Source organism: Arthrobacter sp. Y3221157 (assembly GCF_059089865.1).
The window spans coordinates 1-13,830 of sequence record NZ_JBNHFD010000098.1; the positions used below are offsets into that span (position 1 = coordinate 1).

General features: G+C 66.7%; 15 protein-coding genes. 8 read left to right on the plus strand and 7 right to left on the minus strand.

The genetic code is table 11. The features are described from left to right. Together AC5RTT_RS17765 and AC5RTT_RS17770 are read left to right on the plus strand one after the other, a co-directional pair. The coding region (locus AC5RTT_RS17765) for a DNA polymerase (RefSeq protein WP_494146302.1) at positions 1–373 on the plus strand (373 nt) is incomplete at its 5' end. A 148-nt stretch (positions 374–521) separates the two neighbouring features. Then, positions 522–713 (plus strand): YegP family protein, encoded by a 192-nt coding sequence (locus AC5RTT_RS17770; protein ID WP_494009947.1) that lies wholly within the window; start codon positions 522–524, stop codon positions 711–713. 99 nt (positions 714–812) lie between these two features. Here the strand turns inward: AC5RTT_RS17770 and AC5RTT_RS17775 are convergent, their stop codons facing one another. The 3 genes from AC5RTT_RS17775 to AC5RTT_RS17785 form a co-directional block, all read right to left on the minus strand. Further along, the gene (locus tag AC5RTT_RS17775; protein WP_494146303.1) at positions 813–1,490 is read right to left on the minus strand and encodes an NUDIX hydrolase; all 678 of its coding nucleotides are present in this window, start codon (positions 1,488–1,490) and stop codon (positions 813–815) included. Continuing rightward, positions 1,487–2,281, minus strand: a complete 795-nt coding sequence (gene nth / locus AC5RTT_RS17780; protein WP_494146311.1) for an endonuclease III — start codon at positions 2,279–2,281, stop codon at positions 1,487–1,489. The genes AC5RTT_RS17775 and nth overlap by 4 nt, the downstream gene beginning before the upstream one ends. Positions 2,282–2,349: 68 nt before the next feature. Next, complete coding sequence (locus AC5RTT_RS17785; protein ID WP_494146304.1) at positions 2,350–3,747, minus strand: energy-coupling factor transporter transmembrane component T family protein; 1,398 nt, start codon at positions 3,745–3,747, stop codon at positions 2,350–2,352. A 403-nt stretch (positions 3,748–4,150) separates the two neighbouring features. Between AC5RTT_RS17785 and acs the strand changes: the two genes are divergently transcribed. The 3 genes from acs (at position 4,151) to aroQ (ending at position 7,557) form a co-directional block, all read left to right on the plus strand. After that, positions 4,151–6,151, plus strand: a complete 2,001-nt coding sequence (gene acs / locus AC5RTT_RS17790; RefSeq protein ID WP_494051842.1) for an acetate--CoA ligase — start codon at positions 4,151–4,153, stop codon at positions 6,149–6,151. A 92-nt stretch (positions 6,152–6,243) separates the two neighbouring features. Then, positions 6,244–7,041 (plus strand): DeoR/GlpR family DNA-binding transcription regulator, encoded by a 798-nt coding sequence (locus AC5RTT_RS17795; RefSeq protein WP_494146305.1) that lies wholly within the window; start codon positions 6,244–6,246, stop codon positions 7,039–7,041. 51 nt (positions 7,042–7,092) lie between these two features. Further along, positions 7,093–7,557, plus strand: a complete 465-nt coding sequence (gene aroQ, locus AC5RTT_RS17800; protein WP_494146306.1) for a type II 3-dehydroquinate dehydratase — start codon at positions 7,093–7,095, stop codon at positions 7,555–7,557. Positions 7,558–7,578: 21 nt separating this feature from the next. Here the strand turns inward: aroQ and AC5RTT_RS17805 are convergent, their stop codons facing one another. Continuing rightward, entirely contained in the window at positions 7,579–8,763 is a 1,185-nt protein-coding gene (locus AC5RTT_RS17805; RefSeq protein WP_494146307.1) for a MarP family serine protease, read from the minus strand. Between the two features lie 186 nt (positions 8,764–8,949). On the opposite strand from AC5RTT_RS17805, the gene AC5RTT_RS17810 reads away from it, so the two are divergent. Continuing rightward, positions 8,950–9,627, plus strand: coding sequence for a Crp/Fnr family transcriptional regulator (locus AC5RTT_RS17810; protein WP_009359192.1), 678 nt, complete (start codon positions 8,950–8,952; stop codon positions 9,625–9,627). Positions 9,628–9,748: 121 nt separating this feature from the next. Then, the gene (locus AC5RTT_RS17815) at positions 9,749–9,925 is read left to right on the plus strand and encodes a hypothetical protein (protein ID WP_494146312.1); all 177 of its coding nucleotides are present in this window, start codon (positions 9,749–9,751) and stop codon (positions 9,923–9,925) included. 13 nt (positions 9,926–9,938) lie between these two features. On the opposite strand, the gene AC5RTT_RS17820 is transcribed toward AC5RTT_RS17815, so the two are convergent. Genes AC5RTT_RS17820 through sp36 form a run of 3 tightly spaced genes read right to left on the minus strand, consistent with a single transcriptional unit; the run spans position 9,939 to position 11,556 of the window. Continuing rightward, on the minus strand, positions 9,939–10,850 hold the full coding sequence (locus AC5RTT_RS17820; RefSeq protein ID WP_494146308.1) for an NUDIX hydrolase: 912 nt from the start codon (positions 10,848–10,850) through the stop codon (positions 9,939–9,941). A 15-nt stretch (positions 10,851–10,865) separates the two neighbouring features. Continuing rightward, entirely contained in the window at positions 10,866–11,399 is a 534-nt protein-coding gene (locus AC5RTT_RS17825; protein ID WP_494146309.1) for a RidA family protein, read from the minus strand. Between the two features lies 1 nt (position 11,400). Next, positions 11,401–11,556 carry a Sp36 family protein gene (gene sp36, locus AC5RTT_RS17830; protein WP_009359196.1) on the minus strand — a complete coding sequence of 52 codons (156 nt, stop codon included), beginning with the start codon at positions 11,554–11,556 and terminating at the stop codon, positions 11,401–11,403. A gap of 37 nt (positions 11,557–11,593) precedes the next feature. On the opposite strand from sp36, the gene AC5RTT_RS17835 reads away from it, so the two are divergent. Then, positions 11,594–13,830 (plus strand): transglycosylase domain-containing protein (locus tag AC5RTT_RS17835; RefSeq protein ID WP_494146310.1); only part of this gene is annotated, 2,237 nt, incomplete at its 3' end.

Sequence of the window (13,830 nt, forward strand, 5' to 3'; positions counted from 1 at the left end):
GGTCGGCCATGACATCCACCGGGCCGTTGTTGGCGCCGAGGAGCAGCGCCGCGCTGAATCCCTTGCCAGGTCCCGCGGCCGCTTCACGCGGAACTTCGTGGTCCAGGGCTCAGCCGCTGACTGGGCAGCGTGCTGGCTCGCGGAATTACGACGGCGGCTGCGCGGCTTGCGCGCGGATGGTGCCGGGGGTGCCGAACTTGTTTTCTTCCTCCATGACGAAGTAATGGTCCATGCTCCGGCGGACCGGGTGGCTGCCTGCACCAGGGCCATCGAGGACGCTGCCAATGCGGCCAAGGAACTGCTGTTCGGCCCCATTCCGGTGGAGTTTCCCGTCAGCATGGCCGTGGTGGACTCCTATGACCACGCCAAGTGACGGCACATGTACCCACAAGTCGGGGAATGTAACCTACCCGGCAGTAGCTCGACGGGCAGCGTGACGGGCGTTACAGTTCATAGCGGCGACTGAGGCAGACCGGTCGGGACGGCTGATGCAACGACGCATACCAGGGGAGGTCCGACATATGGCGGGCAGATTCGAAATTCATCGCGTAGGAGACGAGTCATACCGGCTGCGGCTCACAGATGCGGAAGGCAACATCGTTGCCGTTTCGCCCAACTTCAAGTCGCTCAACACGCTGCTTGAAGGCATCAAGGCGATGCGGGAAAACGCGGCGACAGGCATCGTGGTGGACCTGAGGCAGCAGCAGGCCTGAAGCACCACGCACCGGGCTCCCCGGCTTTTGCCGGGGACCCGCCCCAAGACCGGGCAGCCGCGCTCAAAGGCGCGCGTGGCTTCCCTATACTTTTTGGAATTAGACGCCCAGGCTGTGAAGGCGGGTGCGGTCCCACGGGACGGACCAGCCCAGCTGGTCGAAAAGTCCGCTCAGGACAATTCCGGTAAAACCCCACACCAGGACACCGTTCACGGTGAATCCGGGGCTTTCGAACGTGCGCCCTGCCCGGTGCACGGTAGCCATCACCCGGTTGTCGGGATCCAGCAGGTCCCGCACCGGTACCCGGAAGACCTGGGCTGATTCGGCGTAATCCACCACCCGGACCGGCGAGGGTGAGCGCCACCAGCCCAGCACCGGGGTCACCAGGAAGTTGCTGTGGGCCAGGCCGAGCTGCTGGAGCGTGCCCAGGACTTCGACGCCGCCCGCGTCGAGCCCGGTTTCCTCCTCGGCTTCGCGGAGGGCGGCATCGACTGCTGACTCGCCGGCGTCGATGCTGCCGCCCGGAAAAGCGACCTGCCCCGGGTGCGAGCCCAGCGTGTGGGCGCGTTCAAGGAGCAGCACGTCGAGGTCGGCGGGGGCAAGGGGCTTGCCCGAGGCGGCGGGGACGTCATCCAGCGCGCCGAAAAGCATCAGCACGGCGGCTTTTCGTGCCAGCTCCTCGTCCACGGTAAGGGCCGCCCAACGGGGATCCGGTGTGGCGTCGACTCCCGATTCGGACCGGCGGACCAAGCCGATCAGGTCATCCCGGGCACTCACGGCGCCTTCTTCCGGGATGCCATCCTGATCTCCGCGGCCCGCTCCGTGTTGGCCAGCAGCTCTGCCAGCAGGTCCTCGCTGCCCGGCGCCAGTTCGTATTTAAGGAGCTTGGCCGCTTTTGCCGGGTCCGTCTCACCCAGGCCGTAGCTGGGACACCAGTTGGCTACCGGGCACGCCCCGCAGGCGGGTTTCCGGGAATGGCAGACCCGCCGGCCATGGAACACCACCCGGTGCGAGAGCATGGTCCAATCCTTCGGTTCGAACAGCTCGGCCACGTCGGACTCGATCTGCACGGGATCCTCCGACTGCGTCCAGCCGAACCTGCGGGCCAGCCGGCCGAAGTGGGTGTCCACCGTGATGCCCGGGATGCCGAAGGCGTTTCCGAGCACCACGTTGGCGGTCTTGCGGCCCACGCCGGGCAGGGTGACCAGGTCCTCGATCCGGCCGGGCACAACGCCGTCGTACTCATCCACCAGCCTGGTGGCCAGCGCCAGGAGGTTTCGTGACTTCGCCCGGAAGAAACCGGTTGGCTTGATGATTTCCTCGAGCGTGGCCGGGTCCGCCTCCGCCATGGCCCGCGCGTCCGGGTAGCGGGCGAAGAGCAGCGGCGTGATTTGGTTAACCGTGACGTCGGTGGTCTGGGCCGAAAGGACGGTGGCCACCAGCAGTTCAAACGGGTTGGTGAAATCGAGCTCCGCGTGCGCGTAGGGGTACTTCTCAGCCAGTGCCCTGTTGATGCGCCGTGCCCGCCGCTTCAGCGCGAGCATCGACTCGGAGGAAACCACCGGCATCCCGGCGGTTTGGCCGGCGGGGGCCGTCTTTCCGCCGGCCTTTGCGGCACGGGGCGCGGCCACGGGACCTAGCCGCGCTCGATGTTGCTGAGGTCCCGCAGGACGCCCAGCCGCCCGTCAGTGTGCTGGACCAGGAACTCATGGCCGCGGTCTTCGAGGGCAAGGACCCAGCCACCCGGTTCAATGATGAAGGCCGGCGCCCCCGTGCGCGGATCGTAGGCGGTGCGGTGCTGGGCAACAGCGAACCAGAACGCCTCGTGGACGGGCTGCTCGTCCAGTTGGTCGTGCCGGCTCGACGGGTCAACTGTTGCCCCGATCGGTTCCTCGGGGCGGATCTGCTGGTGCACCGCAGTTGCTGCAGGCGGCTCCCACGACCTCCGGGCTGCGGAGGCAGCCGCACCGGAGGCAACCGGCTGCGCAGCGGCGTCGTGATGTCCGCCAGGCGCACCGTTTGTGACGGACGAACCGGATCCGGCCGGTACCTTCCCGAAATGCGTGTCCTCGCCGGATGGCGCAGCGGGACGCACGACGTCGGCCGCCTGGGTGGGCGGACCAGCGTCGATGTCAGGAGTGTGGTCGGCTACTTCGGGAGCGGTGGACACGGGAGTGCCTGCCGCGGCGGTCCCTGCGGGTGCAGGACCGGTGGCGGGCACGGCCGCGGTGGCCGGGGAATGGTGTGCGGAAACGGACGGGACGGCGGCGGTGGCCGGCGCATGGTTGGTGGCGGGCGCATGGTCGTCTGACCGCGGCGGGACGGCCGAGGATCCGGCACCCGCGCCGCCGAAGAGCTTGCCGCCGGCGGAACTGAGCAGCTTCCCCGCGCCCGGCTTGGACGCAGGTTCCGGCTTGGGTTCTTTGGGGGCACGCGGCTTCTGGACCGGGACAGCTGCTTCACGGGCCACCACGTGGGCAGGCGTTTCGGCGCGGCCCTGGAAGTCACCCTTGAGGTACGGCAGGAAGCGGCCCAGCACCGTTGCCGCGAAAAGGACCAGGGAGCCGATCAGGCCCACCAGCAGGCTGGGCACGTAAGCGCCTGCCACGGACAGGAAGAAGAAGGCAACGGCGAAGCAGGCCACCACGGAGGCGAACTGGTCCACGGACAGGGAACCGATGCGGATCCTTGTAGCGGGCGCGAGCCTGCGCGCTGCGAAGAGGGCGCTGGTGATCAGGGGAAGGATGATTCCCAACCCCAGGAAGAACAGGTTGTTCAGGTTCCACAGGTTGTACCGCCCGCCGAAGATGGGCAGCAGGGAGGCGATGAACAGGATGAGGGTGCCGGCGAAGACAGCCAGGTCCCGCACGGTGAACGGCCCGAGCACTGCCTGGTTGGCATCCTTGGAAAGGCCTGTGTGGCTGCCCTTCCCAGCGGCCGCCGCCTGCGGACCGTCCCCGGAGGCGGTCCCTTCGGCGCCTGCACCTGCCGCGGTGTCGGGGCCTGTTTTCTGGCCGTAGCTCTGCTGGTTCATTCTGTTCTCCTTAGCGTGGCGGTACCGGGGCCTGGCCCGGGTACCGTCCCGTCGTAACACCGGATCCGCTGCTGCCCGGCACTGGTAGCGCCCGGCTCCAGCGGCCCGAGGTGAAGTCACAATTCCATTTCAGCCTAGTCAACAGCCGGGCTGATCACTAGCTGACAAGGGACCGCCCGGACCACCGAAAGGCCGCGCGGCAGACCATTCACCGCTTAATAAACGCCGCTCGCGGGCTGGCTTGTGACACGGCACACACACCTGCGCGGCCAAGCATTAGTCTTGATTCCGGAACAGCTCTTTGCGGTATGACCGTGACGGGCCGGTGCCCGATGTCGTGCATGCGGCGGAGCCCGGCCGGCGATCATGCCGCCAGCGAAGATCGATGAATGATGAGGTTCACATGTCCCAGGACACTCCAAGCTCCACGGCCACCGTTCCTGCCGGCTCCGAACAGCACGGTGACGCGTTCGAAAACCTGCTCCATGAGACGCGGACATTCCCGCCGTCACCGGAGTTCGCGGCCAATGCGGTCGTCACGGCGGAGGAGTACCGGGAGGCCGACGCCGACCGGCCGGGTTTCTGGGCGAAGCAGGCCAGGGAACTGCTGACCTGGAGCAAGGACTTCGATGAGGCTCTGGACTGGTCCAACCCGCCGTTCGCGAAGTGGTTCGTAGGCGGGGAAGTCAACGCCGCCTACAACGCGCTGGACCGGCACGTGGAAAACGGCCGCGGCGACCGGGTGGCCATCCACTTCGAAGGCGAACCGGGCGACACCCGCTCCTACACCTACGCCGAGCTGACCGAAGAGGTCAAGAAGGCCGCGAACGCGTTCGAATCCCTCGGCGTGGCCAAGGGCGACCGGGTGGCCGTGTACCTGCCGATGATCCCCGAGGCCGTGATCACACTGCTGGCCTGCGCCCGGATCGGGGCTGTGCATTCGGTGGTGTTCGGCGGGTTCTCCGCCGATGCGCTGCGGTCCAGGATCGATGACGCCGAAGCCAAGCTCGTGGTCACCGCCGACGGAACCTACCGGCGCGGAAAGCCCAGTGCGCTGAAGCCGGCCGTGGACGAGGCGCTGTCCAGGCCCGGGCACACCGTGCAGAACGTGGTGGTGGTCAGGCGCAACGGCCAGGACGTGGACTGGACCGAGGGCAGGGACCACTGGTGGGCCGACACCGTGGACGCCGCCTCGAACCAGCACACCGCCGTCGGGCACGACTCCGAACACCCGTTGTTCATCCTCTACACCTCCGGGACCACCGGCAAGCCCAAGGGCATCCTGCACACCACCGGCGGGTACCTCACCCAGACCGCCTACACCCACAAGGCCGTGTTCGACCTGCACCCGGACACCGACGTGTACTGGTGCACCGCCGACGTCGGCTGGGTCACCGGCCACTCCTACGTCACCTACGCCCCGCTCATCAACGGCGCCACCCAGGTCATGTACGAGGGCACCCCGGACTCCCCGCACCAGGGCCGGTGGTGGGAGATCGTGGAAAAGTACAAGGTGTCCATCCTCTACACCGCGCCCACCGCGATCCGCACCTTCATGAAATGGGGCCGGGAAATCCCGGACAAGTACGACCTGACCTCCCTGCGCGTCCTTGGCTCCGTGGGCGAACCCATCAACCCCGAAGCCTGGATGTGGTACCGGGACGTCATCGGCGGCGGCAAGGCACCCATCGTGGACACCTGGTGGCAGACCGAAACCGGTGCGCAGATGATCGCCCCGCTGCCCGGCGTGACTGCCGCCAAACCCGGCTCCGCGCAGGTCCCGCTGCCCGGCATCGCCGTGGACGTCGTGGACGAAAACGGCGCCTCCGTGCCCAACGGCCACGGCGGGTTCCTGGTCATCCGCGAACCCTGGCCCGCGATGCTCCGCGGCATCTGGGGCGACCCCGAACGGTTCAAGGACACCTACTGGTCCCGGTTCGAGAACATGTACTTCGCCGGCGACGGGGCCAAAAAGGACGAAGACGGCGACGTCTGGCTCCTGGGCCGCGTGGACGACGTCATGAACGTCTCCGGGCACCGGCTCTCCACCACCGAGATCGAGTCCGCCCTGGTCTCCCACCCGGCCGTGGCCGAGGCCGCCGTCGTGGGCGCCGCCGACGAAACCACCGGCCAGGCCGTGGTCGCGTTCGTCATCCTCCGCGGCGACGCCGTGGACACCGGCGAAGACACCATCACCGAACTCCGCAACCACGTCGGCAAGGAAATCGGCCCCATCGCCAAACCCAAGAACATCCTTGTGGTCCCCGAACTGCCCAAAACCCGCTCCGGCAAAATAATGCGCCGCCTCCTCAAGGACGTCGCCGAAGGCCGCGACCCCGGCGACGCCACCACCCTTTCGGACCCCACGATCATGCAGCAGATCGCGGCGAGCCTCCGGAAGTAGGACGACGGCGGCGGCGCTTCCCCAGCGGTGGGGAGGCGCCGCCGCCGTATGCTGGGAGCAGACCTGTCCCCTGCCCCGAAGGATGCGCCCTGATGCTTCCCGCTGCACGTCACCAGGCCATTGTGGACGCCGTCCAGCGCGAACGGGTGGTACGGGTTTCGGACCTTGCGCAGCAGCTTGGCGTGTCCCTCATGACCGTGCGGCGCGATATCGAGCAGCTGGAGGAGGGCGGCAAGCTGGAGCGCATTCACGGCGGGGCCAAGCTCCCGGGCGATGCCAGCACGTACGAGCCCGGCTTCGAACAGAAGTCCACGCAGCTGACCGCGGAGAAACGGGCCATCGCCGTGGAGGCCGCGGCGCTGGTGCAGGAAGGGATGGCGGTGGGCCTGAGCGCCGGTACCACCACGTGGGCGCTGGCCAAGGAACTTGCCGGCGGTCCCCGGATCACGGTGGTGACCAACTCCGTGCGGATCGCCGACCTGTTCCACCACGCGTCGTCGTCCGGTTCGGCGCGCTACGCGTCCACGGTGATCCTGATCGGCGGCGAGCGCACGCCCTCGGATGCCCTGGTGGGTCCCATCGCCACCGGCGCGCTGAAACAGCTGCACCTGGACATTCTTTTCCTCGGCGTCCACGGCATGGACGCCGACGCCGGATTCACCACGCCCAACCTTCTGGAAGCGGAGACAGACCGCGCCTTCGTGGCGGCAGCCCGCAAGACGGTTGTCCTGGCCGACCACTCCAAGTGGGGCATGCTGGGTATCAGCTCCATTACCGCCCTCGACGACGTGGATGAGGTCATCAGCGATGCGGGCCTTGGTACCGACGCCCAACGCATAATCGGTGAAAAGACTAAGCTTCGGGTTGCACCCGCCTGGCCGGAACCGTGACAGGTGCGGAGCATGCACGGCACCCCGTCACCTAAGGATAGATTGGCACCCATGACCGAACCTTCCTCCGCCACCGATATCGGCCGCGGCACCATCCTGGTAATCAACGGCCCCAACCTCAACCTGCTGGGCACCCGTGAGCCGGAAAAGTACGGCACCTCCACCCTTTCCGACGTGGAAGACCTGGCCGCGGCGGCCGCGAAGGCCCACGGCTTTGTGGTGGAGTGCGTCCAGTCCAACCATGAGGGCGTTCTGCTGGACACCATCCACGCCGCCCGCGAAAACGCCGCCGGCATCGTCATCAATGCCGGCGCCTTCACGCACACTTCCGTGGCGCTTCGCGACGCCCTCGCCGCCGTACAGCTTCCCGCCGTCGAGGTGCATATCACCAACGTTCACCAGCGCGAGGAATTCCGGCACCACTCCTACCTGTCCCCCATGTGCTCGGCAGTGATTGTCGGAGCAGGCGTTACCGGGTACCGGCTGGCCATCGACTACCTGGCCGAGGTCCTCTAGGCGGACAGCTCCGGGGGACCGTCACTTCTGGATGCACTGGCCCGACGACACAGGTGCCGTCAGCGCAGGGGCCTGCGCGACCACCGGGTTGAGGTCGTCCATGGTGATGGCAAACCCCATGTCCGTATCCGACGTTGCCTTGGCGAAGATCACGCCGGCCACCGCGCCGTCGGTAGTGAGCAGCGGTCCACCGGAGTTGCCCGGCTGCACGTCGCCCGCCAGCCGGTAGATCTCCTCAGGCGTGGGGTTGCTGCCGTAGATGTCCGGAACCAGCACCGTGGTGATGTCCTGCACCGTGGCCGGCTTGGATTGGAACGGCCCACCGTGAGGGTAGCCTGCGAACGCGGCCGGGCTGCCGCCAGGGAGATCCGCGCTCAGCGGCAGCGGCTGCGCGGGCAGGTCCTCCACGGCCAGCACGGCGATGTCATGCTTGGTGTCGAAGTAGACCACCCGCCCCGGCATCGCGCCGCCGTCGGACATTTCCACCACGGGCTGCGACACTCCCGCCACGACATGCGCGTTGGTGACAACGCGGTCCTCGGAGACTACGAAGCCGGTGCCGGTCTGGTTTTGGCCGCATTCGTAGGCGGTCCCGGCGATCCGAAGGACGGATTCTGCCGCCCGGTTGAGGGCAGGCGTGTCAGTGCTCGCGTTGGGCACGGGGACGGCGGGGCCCTGTTCCAGCCCCTCGATGAGGGTGGGGATCCCGTTGCCGATCACCGCGGAGCGGAGCTCAGCCATGGTGGCCTTGACGGGCGTGGGGGTCAGACCGTCGATGAAGCGGATGACCTTGGATTCGGCCAGCTGCTGGGACACCAGCGGGACACCCAGTGAACTGATGCTGAACGCCAGCATGGACATGACCAGCGCCGACACCACGACATTCACGGCGCCGCCCACAACCCGGTCCACCGCACGCAGCGGCCGGATCCGCACGGCACCCCGGATCTGCCGCCCCACCATGGTTCCCAGGCCGTGCCCCAGGACCACAAGGACGACGGCGGCCGCCACAATGGCGGTGAGCCGCCAGCCCGAGTCCTCAACAAAGCCGCTGACCAGGGGAACGGCGAAGAATGCGGCTACCGCACCGGCGGCGAAACCGGCGATACCGCCTGCCGTGACGAGGAAGCCGTTGCGCAGGCCGTAGACCAGGTAGGACAGCAGCGCCAGGATCAGGATCAGGTCCAGGACAGTCAAGCCGACCACGAAGGGCTCCTTATTAACAGTTGAAACCTCATTCTAATGGCGCTCCCTGACAATCTTCCGGGGTTGTCTGCGGAGTCAGTGAGCCCGTCATCACGGCGGATCGGGTGCCAAGTTCGTCACAGAACCTTGAAAATTCTGAAACAATGGCAAAAGCGCCACAGCCGATACTTTTACTCAGGAGATTTTATGGACATCGAGGTACTGCGCCGAGCACCACTTTTCGCAACGCTTGACGACGACGCATTCCGGCTGCTGACGGACGAGCTCACCGAGGTGGACCTCTCCCGCGGTGCCTCGGTCTTCCGTGAAGGCGACCAGGGTGACCAGCTCTACTTCATCGTCTCCGGCAAGGTAAAGCTCGGCCGCACCTCCCCCGACGGCCGCGAATCCCTCCTCGCGATCCTGGGCCCGGGCGAACTGTTCGGCGAAATGGCCCTGTTCGACCCCTCCCCGCGCACCGCCACGGCCACCGCCGTCTCCGAAACGCGGCTGGCAGGCCTGAAGAACGAGAGCCTGAACAACCTCCTGCGCACCCGCCCCGAGGTTTCGGCCCAGCTGCTGCAGGCCCTGGCCCGCCGCCTGCGCCGCACCAACGACTCCCTCTCCGACCTCGTCTTCTCGGATGTTCCGGGCCGCGTTGCCAAGGCCCTGCTGGACCTGGCCGACCGCTTTGGCCGCCCGGCCACCGACGGCGTCCTGGTAGCCCACGAACTCACGCAGGAAGAGCTGGCCCAGCTGGTGGGCGCCTCCCGCGAAACCGTCAACAAAGCCCTCGCCGAATTCGTCCAGCGCGGCTGGCTCCGGCTGGAAGCCCGCGCCGTCGTCATCCTGGACATGCAGCGCCTCCGCCAGCGCTCCCGCTAGGCAAAAGCCAAGCAAAAGGCCGCCCCACGGGGCGGCCTTTTCGCTGCCCGGACTGCGCACACTCCATCCAAGCCGGAACTACAGGCGGTAAAATGGAAGCCAGAGGTGCATGGCAATGTCCGTGGCTATGTTTGTCCTGTTGATCCTGCTGGGAGTGGCCGCCGTGGCCGCCATCGCCGGGACGATAGTCCTCGTCATCCGCGACGGCCGGGGCGAAATTCCGCCGGAACCCTCCATCAGGCCGTGGACAGCCGGGACGCTGCCCAGCCGCCCCTATTCCGCGCTCCCCAGGATCTAGCGTTCCGCGGGACTCAGCGTTCGCGCTGGGGATCGCCGGGCGTGGTCTTCGCGGCTTCCACTTCGAGCAGCATCCTGCCGTCCTCCACCACCAGCGTGGGCTGGTACACGTGGGCCTTGCGCTTGTAGCTGAGGTAGGCGATGCAGCCGTTGGCCGCGGCCATCTTCTCAAGCATGATCTCGGACCCCGGCACCATCAGTTCGCCGAGGGTGCGGCCCACCGTGTTTTCCTGGCCCACCTCTTCCCCGAGGATGGTGCTGTTCCGCTCCTCGATGACCTTGGCGGCGTTCACCCACCGGCCCCAGACTCCCTTGCCTTCCAGCAGCGTGGGCTCCTGGCCAAGCGGCACCGTGGCGGCGAAGTAGCGGGTGTCGAACCTGCGGTGCGCGAAGTCGGGGCTGCGCCAGTTGACGAGGGATTTCAGCAGGTCGGTCCGGAGCGAGAGCCCGCGCTTCTCCAGGACCTGCGCGAGCGTCTTTTCCTGCTCGGCCACCGCAAGCCTGGCGCGCATCCACTCCGGAGTGGAGGTGGCTTCGACGGTGCCCGCATTGTCCGGACCGGCCAGCAGCACGCCCGTCTCCTCGAAGAGTTCGCGGATGGCACCCACCACGTGCCGTCGTGCAAGCCCGACGTCGTCCGTCCCCATCTGCTCGGCCCAATACTGCGGTGACGGGCCCAGCCAGCCGATCGGGTCGTCGTCGGCGGCGTCCAGGGAACCGCCGGGGAACGCAAGGACCCCCAGCGGCGAGGAACCTGGCCGGTAGGCCAGCCAGGTTTCCAGGCCGGTGGGGGAATCCCGCAGCAGGACCACGGAGGAGGCAAAGCGCGCGGCGCGCGGGGTGCGTTCGCCGTGTTCGAGCCAGCTCTGCGCTGCCCCTTCAAGATCCTGGGGAAGTGCAAAAAGGCGTCGGGCGAGCTGTGGCAAGGGAAGCGACCGGTCCTAGCTGAATTCGGCGATCAGTTCGACTTCAACCGGCGAGTCGAGCGGCAGGACGGCAACGCCGACGGCGGAACGGGCGTGCTGGCCGGCGTCACCGAGGACGCGGCCCAGCAATTCCGACGCGCCATTGATGACAGCCGGCTGCCCGGTGAAGGACGGGTCCGAGGAGACGAAGCCCACAACTTTAACAATGCGGGTGATCCGGTCCAGGTCGCCAATCACGCTTTTGACCGCGGCCAGTGCGTTCACGGCGCATACGGCGGCGTAGCGCTGGGCGTCCTCGGGGGACACTGTGGGCTCGTCCGCGGCACCCTCGGTGCCTCCCGACACCTTGCCGGTAGCTTCGAGTTTGCCGTTAATAAAGGGAAGCTGGCCGGAGGTGTAGACGTGGTTGCCGGAGATGATGGCCGGGACGTAGGCGGCCACGGGGGCAGCCACCTGGGGAAGGGTCAATCCGAGTTCTGCGAGGCGCTGCTCGACGGCGGAAACGGGCTGTGTAGCCGCGCCGGACCGGGCTTCTGCGGGGGTGCTCATGCTACTGCTTCTCCCTCTTCAGGTAGGCAACAAGGCCGTTGCCGTCGGGGCCGGGGACAACCTGGACGAGCTCCCAGCCGTCCTCTCCCCACTGGTCCAGGATCTGCTTTGTGGCGTGAATAATGAGCGGAATCGTCGCGTACTCCCATTTGGTCATGAGAGAAAGACTAGTCCTTGCCGGTAAAGTGGAAAACATGGCGACTCGTAAGAACCCCTTATTCGATACTGCCACCACCCTCGGAAAGATCCTAGTTTTCCTTGGCGTGAGTGCGATCTGCGGTGTCCTGGTAGCTGGCCTGTTGGTCCCCGCGGCCGCAGTTTCGGGCAGTGCTGCAAGCGGTTCCATCGAGTTCTTCGACACACTACCGGCGGAGCTCAAGGTTGACCCGCCGAACCAGACCACCAGGATCCTGGCGGCCGACGGCAGCGAGATTGCCAACGTCTACACGGAGAACCGCACCAAGGTCGCCCTGGACCAGATCTCACCGTTCGTGAAGGAAGCTGTCATCGCCGTCGAGGACAGCCGTTTTTATGATCACGGCGGCGTGGACACCACCGGCATTCTCCGCGCGCTGGTCAGCACCGCGCGCGGCAACCGCCAGGGTGCCTCCACCATCACGCAGCAGTACGTGAACAACGTCCTGAACGCCAACCTCGCGGCCGAAGGCAACGAGGACCAGATCAAGCTCAACGGCGTGAACAAGGGCGTGGGCGACAAGCTCCGCGAAATGAAGCTCGCCATCGCCCTGGAAAAGGAATTCAGCAAGGAGCAGATCCTTGAGGGCTACCTGAACATCGTGTTCTTCAACCGGGACGCCTACGGCATCGAGGCTGCTTCCAGGTTCTTCTTCAGCACCTCCGCCAAGGACCTCACGCTCCCCCAGGCCGCACTGCTGGCCGGGCTCGTGAACAGCCCGTCCGCGTTCGATCCCATCAACAACCCGGAGAGCTCCAAGCAGCGCCGCGACCTGGTGCTGGGACTCATGCTGGACCAGGGCAGGATCACGCAGGCCGATTACGATGCCGCGGTGGCCACTCCCGTGGAAACCAAAGTGACCCCCGCCCGCCAGGGCTGCGCTTACGCTTCCACGGCACCCTACTTCTGCGACTACGTCCTGCACCTGCTGGAGAACAATCCTGCCTACGGCGCGGACCCCAAGGAGCGCCAGCGCCTCATCTACGGCGGCGGCCTCACCATCACCACCACCCTGGACCCGGCTGCCCAGGCCGCGGCCCAGGAGCAGGTCAACGCCTCCGCCGGCGCCAACCCGGACAAGTGGGGGGCTGCCATGGTTTCCGTGCAGCCCAACTCCGGCAAGATCATTTCGATGGCACAGAACACCACCTTCCTGCCTGCCGAGGGCTCCTTCGACTCGCAGGTGAACTTCAACGTGGACAAGCTGGACAAGGACGGCAACGACCTCAATGGCCTGGGCGGCGCACAGCCCGGCTCCACCATGAAGCCCTTCACGTTCGCCGAATGGCTCAACGAGGGCAAGTCCATGAACACCGTGGTGAATTCGGCCCAGCGCGTCTACCCGCTGAGCTTCCCCTGGCGCCACACCTGCGGCAAGGTAACCGGCGGCTACAGCACCGCGCAGAAGAACCAGGGCCTCGGCACGGCCGATGACCTGCAGAACGCCGAGCCGCAGTGGTACCGCCCGCTGTCCGTCCTTGAGGGCCTCTACAACTCCATCAACACGGTGACCTTCGCTTCGGCGGCCCAGCTGGACTTCTGCGGCATCCAGAAGATCGTGGACGCCACGGGCCTGCACGGCGGCCTGCCCGCTGACGGGGACCCGAACCCGAAGATCAACATGTCCCTCCTGGGCAACCTGCTCGGCTCCACGCAGACCTCCCCGCTGACCATGGCCAGCGCCTTCGCCACCTTCGCGAACGACGGCAAGTTCTGCGAGGCCATCGCCATCACCTCCGTCACTGACGCAACGGGCAAGCAGCTGCCGGCACAGTCCAGCAGCTGCCGGGACGCCGTCAAGCCTGAGGTTGCGCGCGGCGTCAACTACGCGCTCCAGGAAGTCCTCAACCGTGGTTCCGGCTCGCTGATCCAGCCCCGGATCTCCACCCGGACCAACTTCCCCATCGGCGCCAAGACCGGTACGTCAAACATGAATGAATCGACGTGGGTTGTTGGCCACACCACCGGCCTGGCCACCGCGGCCTGGTTTGGTGATCCGCTGGGCGCCCAGAACCGGCCGGGCCAGAACATCACCGTAAACGGGAAGTTCTACAAGGGCATTGACGGTTACATGATCGCGGGGCCCATGTTCTCCAACTTCATGTCCCGCATCGCTCCCGCCTATGGCACGGAGCCGTTCCCGGCACCGCCCGGCAACCTGCTCAACGGTTCCAGCCGCAACACCCCGCCCGCCCCCACCGCCCCCCAGGCGAGCCAGGCGCCGGCGCCGGCACC